The organism is Enterococcus sp. AZ194, assembly GCF_051713825.1.
In the GTDB taxonomy this organism is placed as follows: Bacteria; Bacillota; Bacilli; order Lactobacillales; family Enterococcaceae; genus Enterococcus_K.
Genome location: NZ_JBIOQR010000001.1, coordinates 3,717,572 through 3,741,547, shown reverse-complemented (window position 1 = coordinate 3,741,547; position 23,976 = coordinate 3,717,572). Strand labels below are relative to the sequence as shown.

General features: G+C 38.5%; 21 protein-coding genes and 1 other RNA gene. 13 read left to right on the top strand and 9 right to left on the bottom strand.

The genetic code is table 11. The features are described 5' to 3' along the window. Nucleotides 1-8: 8 nt before the first annotated feature. Complete coding sequence (locus IGI37_RS17375; protein ID WP_438763335.1) at nt 9-1,196, top strand: acetate/propionate family kinase; 1,188 nt, start codon at nt 9-11, stop codon at nt 1,194-1,196. Nucleotides 1,197-1,616: 420 nt separating this feature from the next. Continuing rightward, complete coding sequence (locus IGI37_RS17370; protein WP_438763334.1) at nt 1,617-4,808, top strand: bacterial Ig-like domain-containing protein; 3,192 nt, start codon at nt 1,617-1,619, stop codon at nt 4,806-4,808. 219 nt (nt 4,809-5,027) lie between these two features. Here the strand turns inward: IGI37_RS17370 and IGI37_RS17365 are convergent, their stop codons facing one another. From IGI37_RS17365 to IGI37_RS17335, 7 genes are all read right to left on the bottom strand, one after another. After that, entirely contained in the window at nt 5,028-5,168 is a 141-nt protein-coding gene (locus IGI37_RS17365) for a hypothetical protein (protein WP_438763332.1), read from the bottom strand. Beyond that, nucleotides 5,152-5,610, bottom strand: a complete 459-nt coding sequence (locus tag IGI37_RS17360; RefSeq protein ID WP_438763331.1) for a GNAT family N-acetyltransferase — start codon at nt 5,608-5,610, stop codon at nt 5,152-5,154. The genes IGI37_RS17365 and IGI37_RS17360 overlap by 17 nt, the downstream gene beginning before the upstream one ends. A gap of 19 nt (nt 5,611-5,629) precedes the next feature. Next, complete coding sequence (locus tag IGI37_RS17355; RefSeq protein WP_438763330.1) at nt 5,630-6,310, bottom strand: MarR family winged helix-turn-helix transcriptional regulator; 681 nt, start codon at nt 6,308-6,310, stop codon at nt 5,630-5,632. Nucleotides 6,311-6,866: 556 nt separating this feature from the next. After that, nucleotides 6,867-7,337, bottom strand: coding sequence for a universal stress protein (locus IGI37_RS17350; RefSeq protein WP_438763329.1), 471 nt, complete (start codon nt 7,335-7,337; stop codon nt 6,867-6,869). An 84-nt stretch (nt 7,338-7,421) separates the two neighbouring features. Beyond that, nucleotides 7,422-7,703, bottom strand: coding sequence for a hypothetical protein (locus IGI37_RS17345; protein WP_438763328.1), 282 nt, complete (start codon nt 7,701-7,703; stop codon nt 7,422-7,424). A 72-nt stretch (nt 7,704-7,775) separates the two neighbouring features. Beyond that, nucleotides 7,776-7,970, bottom strand: a non-coding RNA gene (ssrS, locus tag IGI37_RS17340) — 6S RNA. Nucleotides 7,971-8,090: 120 nt separating this feature from the next. Continuing rightward, nucleotides 8,091-9,401, bottom strand: coding sequence for a replication-associated recombination protein A (locus IGI37_RS17335; RefSeq protein WP_438763327.1), 1,311 nt, complete (start codon nt 9,399-9,401; stop codon nt 8,091-8,093). Nucleotides 9,402-9,469: 68 nt separating this feature from the next. Between IGI37_RS17335 and IGI37_RS17330 the strand changes: the two genes are divergently transcribed. The 11 genes from IGI37_RS17330 to IGI37_RS17280 all read left to right on the top strand — a co-directional run bounded on the left by IGI37_RS17330 (nt 9,470) and on the right by IGI37_RS17280 (nt 19,187). Beyond that, nucleotides 9,470-10,189 carry a glucosamine-6-phosphate deaminase gene (locus IGI37_RS17330; protein WP_438763326.1) on the top strand — a complete coding sequence of 240 codons (720 nt, stop codon included), beginning with the start codon at nt 9,470-9,472 and terminating at the stop codon, nt 10,187-10,189. A 311-nt stretch (nt 10,190-10,500) separates the two neighbouring features. Then, nucleotides 10,501-11,136, top strand: coding sequence for a DNA-3-methyladenine glycosylase (locus IGI37_RS17325; protein WP_438763681.1), 636 nt, complete (start codon nt 10,501-10,503; stop codon nt 11,134-11,136). Next, nucleotides 11,133-11,621: a DUF3013 family protein gene (locus tag IGI37_RS17320; protein ID WP_438763325.1), complete on the top strand. Its 489-nt coding sequence runs from the start codon at nt 11,133-11,135 to the stop codon at nt 11,619-11,621. Before IGI37_RS17325 ends, IGI37_RS17320 begins: the two co-directional genes overlap by 4 nt. A 33-nt stretch (nt 11,622-11,654) precedes the next feature. Further along, a complete protein-coding gene (gene prmA / locus IGI37_RS17315; RefSeq protein ID WP_438763324.1) occupies nt 11,655-12,602 on the top strand; it encodes a 50S ribosomal protein L11 methyltransferase in 948 nt (315 codons plus the stop codon). Nucleotide 12,603: 1 nt separating this feature from the next. After that, nucleotides 12,604-13,353 carry a 16S rRNA (uracil(1498)-N(3))-methyltransferase gene (locus IGI37_RS17310; RefSeq protein ID WP_438763323.1) on the top strand — a complete coding sequence of 250 codons (750 nt, stop codon included), beginning with the start codon at nt 12,604-12,606 and terminating at the stop codon, nt 13,351-13,353. 334 nt (nt 13,354-13,687) lie between these two features. Further along, nucleotides 13,688-15,901: a RelA/SpoT family protein gene (locus IGI37_RS17305; protein ID WP_438763322.1), complete on the top strand. Its 2,214-nt coding sequence runs from the start codon at nt 13,688-13,690 to the stop codon at nt 15,899-15,901. 12 nt (nt 15,902-15,913) lie between these two features. Continuing rightward, a complete protein-coding gene (gene dtd, locus IGI37_RS17300) occupies nt 15,914-16,360 on the top strand; it encodes a D-aminoacyl-tRNA deacylase (RefSeq protein ID WP_438763321.1) in 447 nt (148 codons plus the stop codon). A gap of 320 nt (nt 16,361-16,680) precedes the next feature. Further along, the gene (locus IGI37_RS17295; RefSeq protein WP_438763320.1) at nt 16,681-17,502 is read left to right on the top strand and encodes an AAA family ATPase; all 822 of its coding nucleotides are present in this window, start codon (nt 16,681-16,683) and stop codon (nt 17,500-17,502) included. Nucleotides 17,503-17,606: 104 nt separating this feature from the next. After that, a complete protein-coding gene (locus tag IGI37_RS17290; RefSeq protein WP_438763319.1) occupies nt 17,607-18,176 on the top strand; it encodes a TetR/AcrR family transcriptional regulator C-terminal domain-containing protein in 570 nt (189 codons plus the stop codon). Nucleotides 18,177-18,215: 39 nt separating this feature from the next. After that, the gene (locus IGI37_RS17285; protein ID WP_438763318.1) at nt 18,216-18,671 is read left to right on the top strand and encodes a low molecular weight protein-tyrosine-phosphatase; all 456 of its coding nucleotides are present in this window, start codon (nt 18,216-18,218) and stop codon (nt 18,669-18,671) included. Between the two features lie 141 nt (nt 18,672-18,812). Further along, nucleotides 18,813-19,187: a hypothetical protein gene (locus tag IGI37_RS17280; protein WP_438763316.1), complete on the top strand. Its 375-nt coding sequence runs from the start codon at nt 18,813-18,815 to the stop codon at nt 19,185-19,187. A gap of 1,636 nt (nt 19,188-20,823) precedes the next feature. Here the strand turns inward: IGI37_RS17280 and IGI37_RS17275 are convergent. Both IGI37_RS17275 and brnQ read right to left on the bottom strand, forming a co-directional pair. Then, complete coding sequence (locus tag IGI37_RS17275) at nt 20,824-22,320, bottom strand: helix-turn-helix domain-containing protein (protein WP_438763315.1); 1,497 nt, start codon at nt 22,318-22,320, stop codon at nt 20,824-20,826. A gap of 174 nt (nt 22,321-22,494) precedes the next feature. Further along, nucleotides 22,495-23,859 carry a branched-chain amino acid transport system II carrier protein gene (gene brnQ / locus IGI37_RS17270; protein WP_438763314.1) on the bottom strand — a complete coding sequence of 455 codons (1,365 nt, stop codon included), beginning with the start codon at nt 23,857-23,859 and terminating at the stop codon, nt 22,495-22,497. Nucleotides 23,860-23,976: the final 117 nt, after the last annotated feature.

Below are 23,976 nucleotides of genomic sequence, written 5' to 3'. Positions count from 1 at the left end.
AGAATATTATGTCTAAAACAATTGCAATTAATGCTGGAAGCTCAAGTTTAAAATGGCAATTATATCAAATGCCATCAGAGGAAGTTATCGCTAAAGGAATCGTTGAACGTATTGGTTTAAATGATTCAATTTTTACAATTAAATATGGTGATGATCAAAAATTTGAACAAATTATTGATATTAACGATCATGAAATTGCTGTAAAAATGTTGTTAGATCAATTAATTGATTTAAAAATCCTAGGTTCATACGATGAAATTACAGGCGTGGGTCACCGCGTAGTTGCAGGTGGAGAATACTTCAAAGATTCAACAATCATCGAAGGCGATGTCTTAGAAAAAATCGAAGAGCTAGCTGAATTAGCTCCTTTACACAATCCAGCAAATGCAATGGGAATCAAAGCATTCAAGAAAATTTTGCCTGATATCATTAGTGTGGCGGTATTTGATACAGCGTTCCATACAACGATGCCAAAACACAATTTCTTATATAGTATCCCAACTGATTATTATGAAAAATTCTCTGCTCGTAAATATGGTGCACACGGAACAAGTCATCAATATGTTTCTCAACGTGCAGCAGCCTTATTGGGTCGTCCAATTGAAGAGCTAAAAATTATTACTTGTCATTTAGGAAATGGCGCGTCAATCACAGCAGTTGATGGCGGAAAATCTGTTGATACTTCAATGGGCTTCACGCCACTAGCTGGCGTTACTATGGGAACTCGTTCAGGTGATATCGATCCTTCATTGTTACCTTATTTAATGAAAAAACTTGGTTTAACTGATATCCAAGAGATGATTAATATTTTAAATAAAGAATCTGGTTTACTAGGCTTAACTGGATTATCAAGTGATATGCGTGACCTTGAAGCAAACTTAGACAAACCTGAAGTTCAAACTGCTTATGATGTCTTTACTGACCGTATCCGTAAATACATTGGTAGTTATGTAACTGTTATGAATGGGGTAGATGCAATTGTCTTCACTGCTGGTATCGGTGAAAATGATGCGCACGTTCGTAGCGAAGTTATTAACAATATGACTTGGTTTGGTTGTGAAATCGATCCTGAGAAAAATAGCTTACGTGGACAAGAAGTTGAAATTTCAACAGATGACTCAAAAGTTAAAGTCTTATTAATTCCAACTGATGAAGAGCTAGTAATTGCTCGCGACGTGGAACGTTTACGTAAATAAGCAAACACAAAAAAAGCCGTGAAAGATGGTTCCTGTAGAGGAGCCATCTTTTTTGTTCGATTTGATATGGAAAAGGATTAGATTAAACTTTTGTTGGAATAGTTATATTTATTCAAGTAAATGACAGAAATTAAGGGAAAATACACATGTTTTTTATTGTTTTATTTCTGAAGTGTCTCATTCATCTTGTTATCTTCACTTAAAATAACAAAGAAAATATCTTCGTTTTGTGAGAATAATTATTTAATTATTTGCTTTTTATTCGAGAAAACCTTAAGAAAAGTTAAATTTTTATAAAATAATGTCAGTATAGTGAGAATTCATACATATAAAAAAGGTACCATTTGTAAATGGAAATTAGCTGGTATATAATGACGTGTATTTTATAAACAGTATAAATAAGATAGGCAGGGAATTTGTGTGAAAAAAATAGCTAACAGGTTGGCACTATGTACAATTATCTTTGGGATGGTTATCCCTAATACGGTACAGGCAACGACTCTAATGAGTGACGCAAATGGATTGACGGTAGCTAATGAGCAAAACAAGACGCTAGGTTCCGCTTCGGAATTAAAAAGTAATTCTAAAACGCCTCCTATAAATAGTTCAACGAATGCACAAACGCAAGATGCAACAAGTGATTCAGCAACGACTTCGACGAAAACGCAGTCTAGTGAAACAACTGAGCCAAGTACGACAACGGGGGCGACAGCTACCACAACCACAACCACAACTACTTCACAGACAACTCAGAACACAGAAAATACGACAACAGATTCTTCTGCTGATGCAACCGATAAAGGAAGTAAAACAACTTTATCAGCAGCTGAAATGGTTCCCGATCCAGTGTTCCGCGGAATGATTACGCATGCACTAAAAAAAGATCCTGATTATGAGTTCACTGAGGCGGAGCTTTTAAGCATCACGGACTTAGATTTTCATTTTGGTGGGCAGCAGACAGTTAGCGACTGGACAGGTATGGAACGGTTAACAAATTTACAAGATATTTCCGATTATGAACGCGCTTCTCTTACCCCTGACTCTGACTTTGTAGGACTAGCCAAGAAAATCAGTCAACTACCTAATCTGACTGAAGTCAGTCTTTCTGTAACGTTTTATGATTATTCAGCACTTAAAGAATTGACTTCGACGTCCATAGAGACATTGAATATCCCACTCTCACTAGATACTGGGCTGACTACTGCAGATTATTCATTCTTGGAAAATGTCTTAGCAAACCCTAGTTTAAAGAGGCTCGTATTTGTTTGCTCAGGCAATGATAAAGTGAAATATAAAACTTCGTATAAAAATGGCGTTGGTTCTGATATCATTCAATTGCCACAACTACCAACAGGTTATGCGATGAACATCTCAGGACTTCCTCAAGGTTGGCAACTTGTGAATCAACGACTTATTCATGATGGCGATCTCGCAACTGATAAAGGAATTACAAGTACAATAACTATTTCAGGACCTCAAGCAGATAAAATAAAGTTTATGAGTCGATTTAGCCCAAAAAACTTTTTTAACGCTTATTTTTCAATACATCTTATCAATCAAACTGCAGTCAATGTGCATGATTCAACGATTTATGTAGGAGATAATTGGACACCTGAAGATAACTTTGATGGGGCTTTGGATATGAATGGGAAGCCAGTCGATTTTAGTCAAGTGACGGTGAACGACAGTCAAGCGAATCTAACAAAACCTGGTACGTTCAAAGTAACGTATACGTACGACGGCGTGACAAGCACAGCAACAATCACAGTGAAAGAAAATAAAACCGCAGTGAAGGTTCATGATTCAGCAGTCTATGTTGGAGATAGCTGGAAAGCGGAAGACAATTTTGATAGTGCCACGGATAAAGCTGGAGATGCAGTGGACTTTAGCAAGGTAACCGTTGATGACAGTCAAAAAGATGTAAGTAAAGCTGGCAAATTCAAAGTGACGTATACGTACGACGGCGTGACAAGCACAGCAACAATCACAGTGAAAGAAAATAAAACCGCAGTGAAGGTTCATGATTCAGCAGTCTATGTTGGAGATAGCTGGAAAGCGGAAGACAATTTTGATAGTGCCACGGATAAAGCTGGAGATGCAGTGGACTTTAGCAAGGTAACCGTTGATGACAGTCAAAAAGATGTAAGTAAAGCTGGCAAATTCAAAGTGACGTATACGTACGATGGCGTGACAAGCACGGCCACGATTACGGTGAAAGAAAATAAAACGGCAGTGAAAGTGCATGATTCAGCAGTCTATGTTGGAGATAACTGGAAAGCAGAAGACAATTTCGACAGTGCCACAGATAAAGATGGAAATGCAGTGGACTTCAGCAAGGTAACCGTTGATGACAGCCAAAAAGATGTAAGCAAAGTTGGTAGTTTCAATGTGACCTATACGTACGATGGCGTAACAAGTACAACGACTGTGACAGTGAAAGAAAATAAAACGGCAGTGAATGTTCATGATTCAACAATCTATGTTGGAGATAACTGGAAAGCAGAAGATAACTTTGACAGTGCAGTAGATAAAGATGGAAATGCAGTGGACTTCAGCAAGGTAACCGTTGATGACAGTCAAAAAGATGTAAGCAAAGCTGGCCAGTTTAAAGTGACGTATACGTACGACAGCGTGACAAGTACAGCGACTGTGACAGTGAAAGAAAATAAAACCGCAGTGAAAGTGCATGATTCAGCAATCTATGTTGGAGATAACTGGAAAGCAGAAGACAATTTTGACAGTGCTACAGATAAAGATGGAAACGCGGTTGATCTCAGTCAAGTTACCGTAGACGATAGTCAAAAAGATGTAAGTAAAATTGGTAGTTTCAAAGTAGCCTATACGTACGATGGTGTGACAAGTACGGCAACTGTGACAGTAAAAGAAAATAAAACGGCAGTGAAAGTATATGATTCAACGATCTATGTAGGAGATAGTTGGAAAGCAGAAGCTAACTTTGATAGTGCTACAGATAAAGATGGAAACGCGATTGATTTTAGTAAAGTCACCGTTGATGATAGTCAAAAAGACGTAAGTAAAGTCGGTAGTTTCAAAGTAACGTATACGTACGACGGCGTGACAAGCACAGCAACAATCACAGTGAAAGAAAATAAAACCGCAGTGAAGGTTCATGATTCAGAAATTAACGTAGGTGATAACTGGAAAGCGGAGGATAATTTCTATAATGCTACGGATAAAAAAGGAGACTCGGTAGATCTTAATCAAATCATGGTGGATGACAGCCAAGTGGATACGACAAAAGTCGGCAGTTTTACCGTTTCTTATACCTATGGAAATATCACTAGTACAGCTACTGTTAAAGTAGTGGCAAAGGATGAGTCCACTCCAACTCCAGATGACCCATCAGATGATGGAAAAAATGATGGAGATACAACTGTGCCGCCGAAAGATGAACCAGATAAAAACACGAGTCACAACAACAATAGCGGCAATAAGGGTAACGTAAAGGATACTACTAATAAACCTAAACCTAAAAAACAAAAGCTTCCAAAAACAGGTGAAACAAGAGGGACGTTCTTAAACGTAACTGGCTACTCAATACTTGTTTTGCTTGGCGCCTTAGTATTTCTTAAGAACAAATCACGGAAATAACCACTAAAACTTTAAAAATCCTCTTACAGAAAGCAGCGAAACAAAAGACTGCTTTCTATAAGGGGATTTATTTTATTGACTAATTGAGAAATTTTAAATCAGCAGAGTCCGTTTAAAATTCCTAATTTAGTCTTTACTTTTTTATCAGACTTGCCGTAATTTAATCAAATTCTATCTATTGATGATATAAAAATATTTTTGCTCACTTGCTATGTAGGATTAGAATCTTACCATCCCGAAGGTCGTTCCAAAGAGATATTTTCTCGCTTCGATTTCGATTCTTAATTTTTCTAATTCAGCTAGTGATAAGGTATTTGCATCTTTTATAATCTTCTTTGATTTTTCAATAACTTCTTTCATAGCTTTCACCTCCTGCTAGATAATGAGCGGGTTCTTCCGCATTTTTTATTAACCAAAAGAATTCGATGTCGTGTTTTTTAAATGGAAATAGTAGGGCTCGGTAGTCTCTTTTTAGATAGAAGGTACTTGCCGTTATGCGACCGGTTAAAATAATCTTAGAATGTCGTTGATCTTTAGCGAATTGTTCGCAGGCGTCCATCAACTGATTCCCGATGTTTTTCCCTTGAAATTCTGGAGAGACAGCCACTTGCCGAACTCTAGCGATCCCAAAAGGATAAAGCTGGACAGACGCGGTTCCAACAACGCGCCCGTCTTTCATTGCGACAAAAACAGTTAATTTAGCTTCTTTTTTTACGTCTACTTCTGTATGAAGGACTTGCTCTCTTAACGTGATAGCTTCAAAATGTTCTTTACTATAGAGTGTTGCTAGTTGAATATTCATCGTGAAAGGCCTCCTTTGTTTACCAGTTATCCCATTCCCGTTCATCTAATTGTGGTTCCTCGCATTGATTTTTACGTCCATGATGATTTCTGCCGTCTGGTCTTTCAAATCCACGGTAGCGACCAAATTGGTGACGTAACTTTTCTTTCATTTCACGTTTCAATTGTTTGCGTTCACCTGGTGAAAGCTGTTCAAGTTGATTTGTAAATTGTTCATGCATTGTCCGAAAGGCTTTAATCGATTCAAATGGAGAAATTGGAACATCCACCAGTTTGCCAAAATCTGTTTGCCAACCAGCGATGATTTTTGTCAGTAATAATTCGAGTTGTTGTTGTTCTTCTTCTGAAATCCCTAAGAAAAAATCTTCTGAGTCATCTCGATCAAGTGTGTGTGGTCGACTTTTTTCTCGACCTAGTTCTGTGAGATGAACTGTTTTGATTCGTTTATCTAAAGGGTCTTCTACGCGTTCAATTTCGTTACGGTATTCTAATTTTTTTAAAATTTCTGTTAAGGAGCTTGGACGAACGTCTAGGATCTCGGCCAAGGTTCCTTGCGTTAACCCATCTTCATTGGATAAAATATCTAAAACACGTTGTTGTGCGGGGGCTTTTTTTGTATCTATAGGGCCGTCGATTAGGTTGCGACTGGCACAGCCGACAAAAGATAAATCTTTTGCTAGTTTTTTTGTATACTCAGACATATCGCATGCTTCTTTCTTTGTTTATTGAATACTCTTAGGTACCGAACTATATTCTGTAAATAGATTATAGTTCGGTACCTAAATAATGTCAACTATTTTTTTTAAAGAGGTTAGGACAGAAGTGTTTCACTCCGAGAACCGGGGGAGGTACTGTGCAACATCAACTCATACTTCGTTGTGTTTTACAGCACCGATTAGGTACTGTGCAACATCAACTCATACTTCGTTGTGTTTTACAGCAATAAGAACCTTCAACTCTGGCATGTCCCATGCATAGAAGTTGTTGAGAGCGGAGTCTTTTTGCGCAGTGCAGACCTTCAACTCTAGCATGTCCCATGCGTAGAAGTTGTTGAGAGCGGAACGCAGTCCATCAATTCTAAAGGTGTTCCACCTTTAGAAATTGATGGGGCGGAGTGAAGATGGAGTTGCTTCTGTACCCACCGTTTATTCTAAAAATAAAAGGAGCGTAGCTTGATGCTTGCACAAAAATATAAAAGAAGCCCGCCACTAAAGATTCAACTCTTGAGTGAAGGGCTTCTATTTTGGACGAGAAAACTTATTCTGCGTCTTTAGGCATTTTATTTTCTAAATCTGTTCGAACAACTAAGACGTCACAGCTAGCGTTTCTAATTACGTATTCAGAAACGGAACCGATAAATAAACGCTCTACAGCATTCAGTCCTGTTGCGCCAAGCATAATCAAGTCCACATGATGATCTCCTGGGATTTCTTTGGCGATGATTGGTTTTGGTGAACCATATTCGATGACTTGGGTAATTTTTTTACAGCCTTGGTCTTTAGCAAATGTTTCGTAATCATTTAATGTTTGTTTTGCCATTTCAGTGGCTTGTTCAGCAAGCATTCCGTCAAATGAAGAAACAGTTTGGAAAGCTCGCGTATCAATGACATGAGCCAATACTAATTCAGCATCGTTTCGATTAGCAACGTTCACTGCTTTTTTGAAAGCTAATTCCGCTTCGCTTGAGCCGTCTACTGCGACCATGATTTTTGTATATTGTTGTAACATAATACAAACACTCCTTTCAAATAGTGAGCTATTTTGATGACACATTAATTGTAAATCAAAAAGGTGAAAAAGAAAATTAATTCGCTAGTCGGATGATGACATTTTTTGTGAAAATAGAACACCAAAGAGTGCCGCAACACATAAAATGGCGATTAAAAGAAGAATGGCGTAGAATTTGTCATTTGAGATAGCGACACCGACACCAAGGACGGCTAAAAATAAGTAGATTGAGCCAAATTGAGAGAGAAAAGAGCGATTTTCTTCTTCGTCAGAAAGCAACAGTAGAAAAACAGCTTGTTTCTTTAATAAATAAAAACCAACGATAAATAAGAGCAGGGAAACCAGTCCCATTAAAATTTGAATCATGAAAAGACTTCCTCCGTTTAATAGAAAAAAAAGCAACTTGCCAAAAGCAAATTGCTTCATTCAAAAGAATGGGTAATATCCGTTAATGCCGTTACTCGTCCTGTAGTATTGATCCCGCAAATTCAAGCAGGTGGGTTCCACGGTCTAAGCATTGAACTACCAAAAGAAAAGGCTTGTTACCAACTTTGACACAAGACAGATCCCAATATATCAATAAAAATGTTCGGTCAACACACAAAGAGGACAACTCGCACATCACAGATTTCCCATCTATATAGTAGCATATGAAAATAAAAAGAGCAACGAGATACCCTTGAAAAAGAAAGCGGAATCACTATTTTTTCAACCTAAACTTGAAAGTGAAGCAATCAGTCAAGTCGGCTGTTTCTATATATCAGATTCAGGAAGTGGTTTTGTTTGGCGATTTTTTTTCTTCCATTCTTGAATCCGATAATACTGCTGACCAAGGGCGTGTTCATATTTACCTGTGGATTTTGGCTGATAATATTTCGCATGTTTGAGTTTATTAGGTAAATATTGTTGGTTGACCCAAGCATCTTCATAAGCATGAGGATACTTATAATCAATCCCTCGATTCAATTCTTTAGCTCCTTTATAGTGGCTGTCGCGCAAGTGGTCTGGAACCTCTCCTGCTTTTCCAGCTCGAATGTCTGAAATAGCTTCATCCAGTGCAACATAAGCCGCGTTGGATTTGGGTGATAAACATAAATCCACCACAGTATCTGCTAAAGGAATTCTAGCTTCTGGTAGGCCTAAGCGCTCAGCGGCTAAAACGGCATTGACTGTGCGTGCCGCTGCGGCTGGATTGGCAAGACCGATGTCCTCATAACCAATCACCATCAAACGACGACAGATAATCGCTAAGTCGCCTGCTTCAACAAGTCGACCGAGATAGTGAAGGGCGGCATCCACATCACTTCCACGAATAGATTTTTGGAAAGCCGAAATCACATCATAATGGGCATCGCCATCTTTATCATGCGTTAAGGCTTTTCTTTGAACACATTCTTCAATCACAGATAGCGTTAAACCAATCACCCCTTCTTCATTTGGTGGTGTTGATTTGACAGCTAATTCTAAGCCGTTTAAGGTGCTACGTAAGTCACCGTTTGTGGCTCTTGATAAATGAAGGAGTGCATTTTCATCTAATTGAATAGTAAATTCTCCGAGTCCCCTGTCAGAATCATGAAGGGTATGATTAATAGCTTGACGAATGTCTTCTTCGGATAATGGTTTGACCTCGAAAATTTGCGTCCGACTTCGGATGGCTGGGTTAATCGTGATATAAGGATTTTCGGTGGTAGCACCAATTAAGATAATACGGCCACTTTCCAAATGAGGAAGAAGAAAATCTTGTTTTGTTTTATCTAATCGATGGACTTCATCTAATAGTAAAATAACCGTACCGCTCATTTTGGCTTCTTCAGCGACAATTTGTAAATCTTTTTTTGTATCAGTTGCAGCATTTAGCATGCGAAAGGCATATTGAGTAGAGCCTGCAATGGCACTGGCAATACTGGTTTTCCCAGTTCCAGGAGGACCATATAAAATCATAGAGGACAGCATCGAAGCTTCCACCATTCGTCGAATAATTTTTCCTTCTCCGACTAAGTGTTGTTGTCCGACGACTTCATCCAAGTTTCGTGGTCTCATTCGATAAGCTAATGGTTGATGCATATAATCCCTCCTTTGACAAAAATCAGTAGTTTAAGTATAGCATGTTTTGTATAAAAGGGAGGAATTGGATGAAATTAATTATTGTCAAAGATTATCAAGAAATGAGTCAAGTGGCGTCGGAAATTCTTTTAGGTGAGATGCATGACCAGCACCGGAAAAATATTTCGATTACAGCAGGTGCCACACCTCAGGGGATTTATGAAATTCTAGTTCCTCGAGTGAAAGATAAACCTTATTTTCAAAATGTCCATTACTATAACTTCGACGAGATTGACGTTAATGGTGCGGAGAAACGTTTTGGCGTGACGATGAGCAATTTGAAAAAAATGTATTTTGATCCTGCGCATATCAAACAAGAAAATATTCATGCACTGACTTCTTCAAATTACCAGACGCAAGATGCCCGTATTCAAGCAGATGGTGGGCTGGATTTAATTTTGATGGGGGTAGGCGCTGATGGGCATTTCTGTGGGAACTTGCCAGGCACAACTAAATTTGGTGATTTGACTAGCCGAATAAATGACGACGCGACACCTAATATGAAAGATATTTTGCTACATGAAGTAGGCGGAGTGGCAGAATTGTGTCCAGAGTTTTATGTCACCATGGGTCCAAAAAGCATTATGCAGGTGAAAAAATTATTGATGGTTGCTAATGGAGAGAAAAAGGCGTCAATCGTCAAAGCATTAGTGGACGGTGTTGTCACGGAAGAATTACCAGCAACTTTATTAACCACGCATCCTGATTTTACTTTAGTGATTGATCAAGAAGCGGCGTCATTATTATAAAATCAATGGGATTGAAATGGCTTGAAGAAAAATAGTAAGTGAGGAAAAACAGACTGTGCTTAGATAAGAATGACTGTAATCGAGAGTTAAGTTTTCGACTAACTTCGGTGATAGTGTTTAATCTAGCGCAGTCTTTTTTTGCGCAAGTTTAGAGCCGGAATCTATTTCGAATGCAGTTTATATGATGAGTGCAATAAAAATACGTAGCTGAGTTAGTTGACTACCTTCACACAGAGAAAGTTTTCCTTCAGGAAGGACAGTTTTCATAGCGTCCCTTGTGATAATTGTGTATGATAAGAGAGGTGAAGATGATGAAAGAAATGATTCAGTTTTTCGAAACAAAAACAACAGAAGAAATTGCCGAATATTTGCTAGGCATGTATTTGGAGCATGAGACTCCAGTAGGCAAACTAGCAGGTTATATTGTTGACGCAGAAGCCTATTTGGGTCCAGATGATGAAGCGGCACATAGTTACGGCCTGCGCAAAACACCGCGCTTAGCTGCAATGTATCAAAAGCCGGGGACAATTTATTTGTACACGATGCACACACATCTATTGTTGAACATTGTAACGCAACCAGAAGGGCGTCCACAAGGAGTTATGATTCGTGGATTAGAGCCAGTTTCTGGAATAGAAACTATGCAAAAGAATCGTGGCGGGAAAACGTCCGCAAACATCACTAATGGCCCAGGAAAGTTAGTGGCGGCAATGGGGATTACTAAGGAGTATTACGGGCAATCTATTTTTACCAGCGCATTACATCTCGTACCTGACAAAAGAAAATTTCCAAAAACAATAGAAAAACTTCCACGCATTGGTATTCCTAATAAAGGAATTTGGACAGACCTGCCACTACGTTATACGGTAAAAGGCAATCCGTATATTTCTCTACAAAAGAAAAGTGAAATTGATGAAAAAAACTTCGGTTGGAGGACGACAACATGAAAAAACAAACCTTATTAACTTATTTGGACGAGAGAATCAATAAAAAGATTACAGAATATGACGTGGCAATTGACTGGGATAAGGCGAATCACACGATTGAAGTGATTGTCCGTTTGTTTGGTGAAAATAAAAGCCAAATCGAAATTGATGACGCAGAGGGAATTGCTTCAGAAGAAGAGATTATTGAATTTGAAGATGGCGTATTATTTTATAATCCAGAGAAATCTAAATTTTCGGAAGATGATTTTTTAACAGCTATTCCTTTTGAAGGGAAAAAAGGAATTCAAAAAGCTGTCCTTGATGGATTTGTTGATTATTTAAATGAAGTATTGGATAAGGGACAAAGTGATTTGTTAGATTTTCTAGCAGATGATAGCGAGGAAGCTGTTTTCGAATTGGTGTGGGCCCAGGAAGCTCTGGCGGCTCATGTTGCTGATTATCAAGAAAAAGATGGCGGAGAGTATCTTAGTTATCCTAGTTATTAAACAGACTAATTATCGTATACAAGGAGAAAATAGATGAAGTGGAATGAAGTAAAAGTTGAAACAGCTAGTGAGGCGGTTGAAGCCGTTTCAAATATTATGATGGAAGCTGGTGCAAGCGGAGTAGCGATTGAGGATGCTTTAGATGTGGCCAATTTTAAAAGTGATGCGTATGGTGAGCTCCTAGATAAGGAAAATTTTTCCTATATTGAAGAAGGGGCAATCGTGAAGGCATACTTTCCAGAGACGACTTTTTTACCTGAGATTTTACCGTTTATAAAGGACAGTATCTCAGCTTTACCTGGTTACGGGCTGGCGATTGGTAAAAATGAGTTAACGGTGAGTGAAGTTGTTGAAAGTGATTGGGCGACTGCGTGGAAAAAATATTATCATCCTGTGAGAATCACGCGCTTTTTAACCATTGTCCCTAGCTGGGAAGCTTATGAACAAAGAGATTCATTAGAAAAAATTATTACGCTAGATCCTGGTATGGCATTTGGCACGGGAACGCATCCGACGACTCGTTTAACACTTCAAGCATTAGAAACAGTCTTACGTGGTGGGGAGACTGTGCTTGACGTCGGAACGGGCTCAGGTGTGTTGAGTATCGCAAGTAAACATTTTGGTGCAGCAGCTGTTTATGCGTACGATTTAGATGAGGTTGCGGTCAGAGCGGCGAAAGAGAATATGGACATGAATCCTGTAGCAGCAGATGTTAAAGTCGCAGCTAATGATTTGTTAACAGGTGTTGAATTAGAAGCTGATGTGATTGTGGCTAATATTTTAGCAGATATTATTTTACTCATGATTCCTGATGCGTGGCGTGTTCTAAAAGAGACAGGAACTTTAATTGTCTCAGGTATTATTGAAGAGAAAAAAGCGATGGTGATTGAGGCGATGGAACACCAAGGCTTCGTCGTGGATCAAGTCTTCCAACAAAAGGACTGGTATGCAATCGTCTTGAAAAAGTCTGAGGAAGTGTAATATGCAACGATATTTTGTGGGAAAAGCTTATTCAAATGAGACCAACTTTGAGATTCAAGGAGAAAATTATCATCACATGGTTCGTGTGATGCGAATGACACCTGAGGATCAAGTCTATCTAGTTTTTGAAGACCAAGTAACAATTGTGGCTGAGATTGTGAAGGTCACAGATGAAGCGGTGTTCTTAGTTGAGAAAGAAAAAGAGCTTGTTCAAAAAGAATTGCCTACCTATCTGACGATTGCTAGTGGGTACCCAAAAGGAGATAAACTGGAATGGATTGTTCAAAAAGGAACTGAGCTTGGCGCACATGAGTTTGTAGGGTTTCCTGCTGATTCCTCCGTGGTTAAATGGGATGGCAAAAAACTAGGGAAAAAACAACAACGACTTGAGAAAATCGCCAAAGAAGCGGCAGAGCAGTCACATAGGCAGCACGCACCCAAAATTCAGCTATTTGAGAACAAGCAGGATTTCTATCGTTATATAACTGAGTTTGATGTGATCTTGGTGGCCTATGAAGAGTCAGCTAAACAAGGCGAGCAGTCGAAGCTAGCACAAGCCCTGAAAAATATCAAAACGGGTAGTCGTGTGTTGGCGATATTTGGACCCGAGGGTGGTTTGTCACCAAAAGAAATCGCCTTATTTGAAGAGATGCAAGCTATCATTTGTGGCTTAGGTCCGCGGATTTTACGAACAGAGACGGCACCGTTATATTTGTTAAGTGTCGCCAGTTATCAATGGGAAATGGTTTAAGTGCATGGGGCATTTGATAAGAACATGGCTGATTAGCTAAAAGAAAAAATGAGAAAAGTAGACAGTTTTAAAAGGAAGCCGAAAAGATTGTGTTTGGATTCTATTAGAACCGTTTACTTTTTTTGGACTCGTTCATAGAGAATCACGGAAGTTCTCTATATTTAGGCTTGATGGAATTGAAAAATCACGTGATTCTTTGTATAATGAGAACAATCATCATTTAATACAGTGAAAATTATAAATTGTGAAAAACGATTTTTTTGACGGGAAACTGGGACATGCGATTCGAGGAAGAATGTCTCAGCTTATTTCGTTTATAGGGAGGGTTGTTCAGATGCCGAAAGAAAAAATATTAACGGGTGCCGGAGTTATCAACATTGTTTCGCAATATATGGGGCCAAAACATGTGGCGTTTGTCCAAAAAGCGTGTGATTATGCAACACAAGCGCATGAAGGACAAGTTCGCAAATCAGGAGAACCATACATTATCCATCCCATCCAAGTAGCCGGGATTCTTGCAGAGTTAAGAATGGATCCACATACGGTAGCAACGGGTTTCTTACATGATGTCGTTGAGGATACAGAGGTAACGTTGGCAGATTTAGCCGAGGAATTTGGAAAAGACGTTGCGATGCTAGTGGACGGCGTGACCAAATTAGGGAAAATTAAATACAAATCACATGAAGAACAATTAGCGGAGAACCACCGGAAAATGCTGTTAGCGATGGCGCAAGATTTGCGTGTTATCATGGTCAAATTAGCTGACCGTCTGCACAATATGCGCACTTTGAAGCATTTACGTGAGGACAAACAGCGTCGAATTGCGCAAGAAACGATGGAAATCTATGCGCCCTTAGCCCATCGTCTAGGGATTAGTCGAATTAAATGGGAGCTTGAGGATACGGCTTTACGTTATCTAAATCCAAAACAATATTACCGAATTGTTCATTTGATGCAGTCAAAACGTGAAGAGCGTGAATCGTACGTTTCAGAAACAGTCGAAGTGATTCGTGTCGCTACAGAAGAATTAGATATTTATGCCGAAATTTATGGTAGACCGAAGCATATCTATTCGATTTATCGAAAAATGAAAGATCAAAAGAAGCAGTTTGATGAAATTTATGATTTATTGGCGATTCGGGTGATTGTTGATTCAATCAAGGATTGTTATGCCGTGTTGGGGGCTATTCATACCAAGTGGAAACCGATGCCGGGCCGTTTTAAAGATTATATTGCGATGCCCAAAGCGAATATGTATCAGTCTCTTCATACCACGGTGATTGGTCCTAAAGGAAATCCTGTAGAAATTCAGATTCGAACGCATGAAATGCATGAAATCGCTGAATTTGGGGTGGCCGCACATTGGGCTTACAAAGAAGGGAAGACCGATAAAACGGAACCAGACGGAATGACTAAACAACTGAGCTGGTTTCATGAAATCATTGAGCTGCAAGATGAAAGTTATGATGCGTCAGAGTTTATGGAAGGCGTAAAAGGTGATATCTTTAGTGATAAGGTGTACGTGTTTACACCCAAAGGAGATGTAACCGAGCTTCCTAAAGGCTCAGGGCCACTGGACTTTGCTTATAGCATCCATACTGATATTGGCAACAAGACGACAGGTGCCAAGGTGAATGGCAAAATGGTTCAGCTAGATTATAAATTAAAAAATGGGGATATTATTGAAATCTTAACGTCACCGAATTCATTTGGCCCGAGTCGTGACTGGCTGAAAATGGTGGCCACCAGTAAGGCGAAGAATAAAATTAAACGTTTCTTCAAAGTGCAGGATAGAGAAGAAAATATTGTTCGTGGTCATGAGGCAGTAATCAAATGTCTAAATGATTTAGGCTTTGCACCTAAAGAGTTTTTAAGTAAGGCCAAAATGAGTGAAGCGTTAGATCGTTTTAATTTTCAAACGGAAGATGATTTGTATGCAGCAGTAGGATATGGAGAATTGAGCCCATTGACATTAACGAATCGTCTGACAGAAAAAGAACGACGTGAGCGTGAGAAAGAGAAACAAAAACAAGAAGCGGAAGAGATTCTAAATCAAACCGTGAAAAAAGAGCCTGAAAAAATGAAAGTTCGTCATGAAGGCGGCATTGTGATTCAAGGGGTCGAAAATTTGTTAATTCGTATTAGTCGTTGTTGTAATCCAGTTCCAGGGGATGATATCGTCGGGTATATTACAAAAGGACGGGGAATTTCTATTCACCGAGCGGATTGCGCAAATGTTCAGAGCAAAGAGGAATTGTCTGAGCGGTTGATTGAGGTCGAGTGGGAAGATTCAGGGAATACAAAAAAAGAATATGACGCAGATTTGGAAATCTATGGTTATAATCGTTCTGGTTTGTTAAACGAGGTTCTTCAAACGATTAATTCAATGACGAAGAACTTAGTGAGTGTGGAAGCCAAAACATCAAAAGATAAAATGGCTACGATTCATGTCACGTTAGGTATCCAAAACTTAACTCATTTGAAAACGATTGTTGATAAGATTAAAATGGTTCCTGATGTATACAGTGTTCGTAGGACTAACGGATAGGAGAGAAAATATATGCGTGCAGTGATTCAACGAGTAAGTCAAGCTGAGGTTTTAGTAAATGGGCATTCTGTTGGCAAGGTCGGCAGAGGATTTATGATTTTGTTAGGCATTCATGAAACGGATACGACAGAGGATGTTGATTATCTGGTGCGTAAAATCTCTTTGTTACGGGTGTTTGAGGATAAAGAAGGCAAGATGAATTTGAGTATTTCTGATATTGGTGGAAGCATTTTGAGTGTTTCGCAGTTTACCTTATTCGCGGATACCAAAAAAGGCAACCGACCTAGTTTTATTCAGGCAGCGCGTCCAGAACAAGCGATTCCGTTATACAAAGAATTTAATGATGGGTTAAAACGAAAAGGAATTCCTGTTTCGACTGGTGAGTTTGGGGCCGATATGGATGTGAATTTAACCAATGATGGTCCTGTGACGATTATTATTGACTCCAAAGAGAAATAGGATAGGCTTAAATGGGTCTATTAAAGGCTTAAATGAGCCAAATATGTAGTTTATAAGAAGAAGGTTGGGACAGAAGTGTTTAACTCCGAGAAATAAGAAGGAATTCACGAAAATTGCTCTACAAATTTTTGTGAATTTCAGCTTATTTCCGAACCTTCAACTCTAGCATGTCTCATGCGTAGAAGTTGTTGAGAGCGGAACGCAGTGTAGATGGAGTTGCTTCTGTGCCCACCGTTTATTCGGGTACTAGGAGTATGGGACATAACTTTTTGAGCTATGTCCCATACTCTTCTTTTAGAGTTGAAAGAAAGGAGACGATTATGAAATATATTCGTTCGATACAATTATCTTCAGAAACCGTAAAAAATCCGAATCTCTATCCCTATAATAATTTTAGAGGGAAAACAGGAGCTCATTTTGCATTAGATACGATTACGATGTTTTATGGAAGTAACGGATCGGGCAAATCGACTTTATTGAATTTGATTGCCTCAAAGCTTGCGATAAAAGGAGCAGAGGAGCCGATGTATTATGGACCTAATACAGTGGACTATGTAAAAAAATATTTGTCTGAGTTACAGATATTTATGGAAGAGTCTGAAAATGGTAAACAAGCGAGAAGAGTTTCTAAGGATTCATACTACATAAAAAGTGAAGATATCTTATATGAGATAAAAAAAGTACAACAAGAGGCTATTTTGGCGGAAGGTTATCTTTATCAACGAAGACAGTTAGGGATGACAAAAGAGCAAGTCGAACGTCATAAAGAGTCTTTCCAAATGCAACAACAAATGGAAAGAATTCAGTTTTCTCAAGAAAAATATTCAAATGGGGAAACGTCGATGCAGATTTTTGAAGATTACCTTGTGCCGGGTGGGGTCTATCTATTAGATGAGCCAGAAGCCTCTCTTTCTGCTGAGAAACAATTAGAGTTAGTAGACAAAATTACTGAGGCAGCTCGTTTTTTAGATTGTCAGTTTTTGATAGCAACCCATTCTCCGCTGTTATTAGGTAGCTTGGAAGGCCTTATTTATGACATGAATCAAGAACATATGCTTCCTCAAAGTTGGACGAAACTAGAAAATGTCCGTGTGATGGCTGATTTTTTTAAGAGAAAACAAAAGTTGTTTCAAGAGGAATGAATAGTGCCTCAAACGAGACTGTTTTTCGTAGATTGACAGAAAAAAGTTAAAGAAAAATGTTCTTTTTTTTGTTATGATAAATAGACAAGAATGGGGGGGAAGAGATGAGTGAGTCGAAAGTAACAAAAAAAGTGATAGGAGCTGCACTGGTTGAGTTCTGTGAAACCAAAAGTTTTAAGAAAATTAGCATTCAAGATTTGACTAAAAAAGTCGACTTAAATCGACAGACATTCTATTATCACTTTTCCGATAAGTATGATTTATTGCGTTGGGTCTATGTTGAAGATTCATTATGCTATTTAAAATCTGAGAGCTTGTCTCTAGAAAACTGGGAAGAACAAGCATTAAAAATGCTTAAGGCGATGAAAGAAAAAAGTGCTTTCTATTTAAATACAGTTCAAGCGGATCCCGAGGTTTTAATGAATGAGTTTTCTGAGATTACGCAAAAATTATTTATTTCTTTATTTGATCAAATGGATGAAGAAAAACAACTATCCAAAAAAGATAAATATTTTTACGCGCGCTTTTTTTCTTATGGCTGTAGTGGCGTCCTGACAAACTGGATTTTGGAAGGGTACCAAGAGAGCCCATTAGAAATTGCGACCCAGTTATTCCGTTTGGCACAGGATATAGAATTTTTCTCTTACCGATTATATTCACAAAATGAAGTCTAAGGGGCTTCTTTTTTATAAGTAAAACAGGAGGTTATGGCGATGAAAAAGATTATCTTTGTCTGCTTGGGAAACATTTGTCGCTCCCCTATGGCAGAAGCGTTGATGAGGCACGAAATAATAACCAATGATTTATCCGGCAAGCTAGTGGTTGATTCTGCGGCAACAAGTCGTTGGGAAGTTGGGAAACCCCCTCATCAAGGAACACAGAAGATTTTGAAGCAACAGGGTATTGATTTTGCAGGAATCTATGCTCGTCAGATTACCACACAAGATTTTCTTGAAGCGGATGTTATTATAGGAATGGATCAAAGTAACGTAAATGATTTATTGAAGATAGCGCCAGAAGAAACAAAACATAAAATTCAATTGTTTATGCGTGTCGTTCCTGGAAAAGAAACAGTTGAGGTGCCAGATCCCTATTACACAGGGAACTTTGACGAAACTTATGCGTTAGTTTCTGAAGGAATCAATAAATGGTTGAAAAGGTTATTTTAAGCTAAAATAGCTGGCAACTAGTCTGAGTAGATGCTTAAAATTTGCAAAGTACGAACATGTTTTCTTGTATTTTACCAGAAAATTAGGTAAAATGGTAAGGAGTAGAATGTCCGTTTTTTAGCGCAAAGGAGGCGATTGTAATTGGAGAAAAAGAAAGCTTCAACAATGAAGAAATTAACTAGATTAGTCTCAACAACTTCTCAAAGTTTTTTAGATGCGTTCATTAATGACTCTGGTGAGCTACGTATGCAAAAGCAGATGACCGCGGACATTGTCAAAAAACTACAAAAAGCAGCAGTTGAAAAAAGTTTAGTTGTTCTTCAAATACAGGAGGATCCTCATAATCCAAAAGCAAAAGTACTTTCTGGGTGGATTGCGACAAAAACAGTTGGAAAAGATACGGTAGTTGTGAGAGATCAGTCCAAAGAACAACAAATGCACATGGTTTCAATTGCACAAATCAAAAAAATTAGCGTGCTTTCAACCAAAAGCTCAGAAGAACGCATGTCAAAATAATAAGAATGAAGATTGAAGGCCGGGAGAAATGATATCTCGGTCTTTTTTGTTCGTAAATGTAAAAAGATGAGATGATTTTGGAATGAGTTAGTGTTAGAACAAGGGACATGAGGGGGAGACGATGATCGACGTTTATCTTTTCTATTAAATGGTCCTATAAAAGTAGGACTGGCAGCTAAATGTTCCTACAAAAGTAGGACTGCCAGCTAGAGCCCATTTCAAAGGACAGTGAACTATTCTAGTTCACCTTATTGCTCTGCGCTTAGCATCCTTACTAGTGCTGGGGTAAGGAAATGAAACATTTCATCTGTATCGCACCACGCCTATCATCCCACTAGAAGGTCCTACAAAAGTGGGACTGCCATCTAGAGCCCATTTCAAAGGACCGTGAACTGTTCCAGTTCACCTTATTGCTCTGCGCTTAGCATCCCGCTAGAAGGTCATGCACCAGTGGGACTGCCAGCTAGAGCTCATTTCAAAGGACAGTGAACTATTCTAGTTCACCTTATCGTACTGCGCCTACCATCCTTACTAGTGCTGGGGTAAGGAAATGAAACATTTCATCTGTATCGCACCACGCCTATCATCCCACTAGAAGGTCCTACAAAAGTGGGACTGACAAAAATAGCCTGCCAGAGGGTAGCTGGCAGGCAAGGAGTTAAAAATGAAAAAGTGTTTTGTTAGGGTTGTTTCTGGGTATGAATATACTATAACAAATGACTATGAAAAAACTGTGACAAATATGTTTGGAATTATTTAAGAGTTTGTTTCATTGATTTTAAAAAACGTACGGTATTTTATTGTTGAGTAATTAAAGAGAAGATTAGTCAGTCTGCTTTGGTTATCGATTTTTATAAGGCAGGGCAGAGATAGAAGGAGAATTTGAGGACTAACTCTATCTAGCTAGGAACAAAAAAGTAGCCTGCCAGAGGGTAGCTGGCAGGCAAAGGAGTTAAAAATGAAAAAGTGTTTTGTTAGGGTTGTTTCTGGGTATGAATATACTATAACGAGAAAGTTTGAATAAATTATGACGAAAGAGTAGAAAAATGGTAAAGAAAAGGAAGCGAAAGTATTAAGAAGTAGAGATTGGATAACAGACTGGTAGCTAAGGTTAGGGGAATGATGGTAAAATGTGCCATTTTGAATTGTCGCCTCACGCCTAGCCTCTCGCTAGAAGGTCATGCACCAGCGGGACTGCCAGCTAGAGCTCTATTAAAGGACAATGAACTGTTCCAGTTCACCTTATTGCTCTGCGCCTAGCATCCCGCTAGAAGGTCATGCACCAGTGGGACTGCCAGCTAAGGCTTGTTATAAGGTAACAAAATGTGCCATTTTGAATTATCGCCTCACGCCTAGCATCCCGCTAGAAGGTCCTACACCAGCGGGACTGCCAAAAATAGCCCGCCAGAGGGTAGCTGGCGGGCAAGGAGTTAAAAATGAAAAAGTGTTTTGTTAGGGTTGTTTGTTGGTATGTATTTATATTACCGAGTATTTGTGAATATTTTGTGATGAAAGTTTTCAGAAGTTGTAAAGAATTATTAAGAGATTCTTACGGAGCGTCGAAAATTGCGATATAAAGGTTAGTAAGCATAGGATGAGTGGGATTCATACCCATTCTATGCTTACTATCAGGATGTTATTCAATATTTTTTTCGTTATAGAGATGACGCAATTTTTGATAGAGAGAAATCAATTCGCTTTCACTAGAAGAGTGGTCCCAGAAATAGATAGGCAAATCTGGATGCTCTTGTTTTAATAATAATGAGGAGCTGATAACCAAGTCATAGTCGCTATTTTTTGATGGGTTGTAGGGTTCTGCTTCAATAAACCTTAAGTCGTCCAAAAATTGATAGAGACCTTTCACCAACAGAAAGTTATGTTCCATTGCTAGACTTACTTGGAGTTTCTCTGAATATTTTACGCGATCGTAATAAGGGAGTAAAACGCTAGCAAACATTATAGAAATCTCTGGTAAAACTTCGTCTGTAATAAACTGGAATTCGGGTTCTTTTCTTGCTACATAAAAAAATTGAGTGACCTTTTCTTGAAATTCTTTACTTGAGTGAGCCCGCATCTGTGGTTGAACAACTAGCCCATGGATGGAAGGGTACTTTTGTCGAAGGACATAAAAACTAAATCCAACATTCAAAAGGTTACCCATAATTAGTGGGTGATCTAATAATTCAGGCTCTGCTGTAAAGTATTGTTTTTTCATATAGGATAAAAACTTGTTTGTTAAGTCTGAAACCGGGTTTGGTCGAGCTGCAAAATTTTCAATTGTTTGTTGGAGACTTTTATCGTCTTCAATCGTATAAAAAGGAGCAAAATGAGCTAGAAAAGCAATGAAGCCACTCTCTCCTTTAAGTTGTTTGGGCGTTAAAGGAATATCAAGCTGTTCCTCTAGTTTTTCTGTGTCATAATAGGCATTTTTTTTCAAAAGAAAATCATAATGCTTATCATATTTAGCGAATTTATTTCTAACAAGTCGAGACAAAATAATTCCGGCAAAAAATTTTAGTTCCAAACGGCCAAGGTACGTCCGTCTAAGAGGGAAGTATTCTGAATAGCTAGTTGCAAGCTGCTCGGCTTTTTCTTCAGAAACGTTTAGTGGCCAATACATACCTCGTGTTCCCAACCAAACTAAAATGAATAAAGCAATCCGAATAATACGTTCATCACCTACTAAACCAGCATCTGTATACGTAAGTCGAAGATGGAATTTATGAAGATACGATCTAAGTTTGGCGATTTTTCTTGAAACGGTTGAGCGACTGACAAAAAACTCTTCGCAAAAATCATTAATGCTAGGATGTGGTTCGTTCAAGAAATAAATCATAAACTGAAATGGGACAGAATGTGTCAATAAGAAGTAGCGGTATTCATCGATAGTTGCAGTGATGTCAAATGAGTTAATCTTTCCAGCACCAATTAGTAGAGAACGGTGGTTTGGATTTAACTGAGTCAAGTCCTTATCAATTTCTGATAGGTCAATCATTGTTTGTTGGTAGTTTAAATCCATTTCTTCGGCAAGCTGAGTAACAGGATAATGTTCATCGTTTAACCGAATAATCTTTTTGAATAAATTAAACTTGATCAATGTAGATGAGTCCATAATCAATTCTTCATATAGCATTTTAAAAACCCTCCTTAACCGCATTGTACCTTGTTTCACATTATATGTCAGTTGATAACCTAGCTATCAAAGAGCATTCTCATGCGTTCCCCGAAGAAAACTTCTCTTAAACAAAGAATTATTTAATAAAAAAACAGCAGAAATTCATTTAAGCGAATTCTGCTGAAATAATATTTATTCAATCATCGATTCTGGAAAGGCATTTGGTTTGAAAAGAGACCAGACGATGCCTAGAATAAAGCCGATGATAGCTGGTAAAATCCAGCCCATGCCAATTGTAAAGAAGGGCAAGTAATCAGTTGCAAATTCTAAGATTTTTTTAACCAAGGTGGTGTTTTTCAAAAAATCCGGAGACGCCAGTAAAGCATCAAGCACCGCTGCAAATAAAGTGAAATAAGTGGTCATTTTGTAAACATGCGGGCGATTTTTAAATAAAGGTCCGAGAAGCACGAGCAAGATTAAGGTCATTGCTAATGGATAAATGAACATAAGAACAGGTGTTGAAAATTGAATGATTTTCGTCAAACCCACGTTTGCAAAGATACAAGGCAAGATGCTTGCTACGGCTACATAAAAGCTGTAAGAACGCGCGGGGAACAAGGTAACAAAGGTTTCACCACAAGCGGTAATCAGTCCGATAGCCGTTTTTAGACAAGCAACGATAACGATGCCAGCCAGTAAGACACTTCCTAATGTGCCTAAATAATAGTTAGCAATTTGTGCCAACGCAACGCCACCATTATCACTTAAAGGAAACTCTCCTACACTCATAGCGCCTAAAAATGAAAGAAGGGTGTAGATGATTCCCATAAGTAAAATACTGATAGAGCCAGATTTGATGGTATCTTTAGCAATCGCAGAGGGTTGAGTAACACCCATTCCACGAATTGTTGTCACGATGATAATCCCGAATGCCAAAGCAGCTAGCGCATCTAACGTGTTATACCCTTGCGTGAAACCATTGATGAAGGTATTTGTTTGATAAGCGGCTTGGACTGGCATATCTGAAATGACTCCTAAAGGTTTTAAGAATCCTAATAACAACAGAATTCCTAGCAATAGTAAGAATAAAGGATTTAGAAATTTGCCGACATAATCTAGAATTTTTGAAGGCTTTCTAGAAAAGAACCAGGCAGCCAAAAAGAATACAATACTGAATAAAGCTAAGAATGCTGGATGAATACTTGAATCGATAAAGGGCGCTAATCCGACCTCAAATGAAGTAGTAGCTAATCGAGGCAAAGCAAAAAATGGGCCAATGACCAAATATAATAAGACAGTAAAAATAATTGCATATCGTTTATTTACACGCTTTGCTAAATCGAAAACTCCTTCACTTTTTGAAATCCCGATGGCAATTACTCCTAAAAAGGGCAGACCAATTCCAGTAATCAAGAACCCTAGATTTGCCATAAAAATCGCTGAACCAGCTTCCTGCCCCATGTGTACAGGGAAGATCAAATTTCCTGCACCGAAGAACATACCAAAGAGCATTGAGCCAATGTAAAGATACTCACGCCATCCTAACTTTTTTTCCAATAACAACAACTCCCTATTTTTTTATTTCTTATAAAAGTACCATGGTTATTTACTTATATCAATAAAATTCTGAAACTTTCGCAAATCATTTCAAAAAATAGATAATCAAAAAAAACA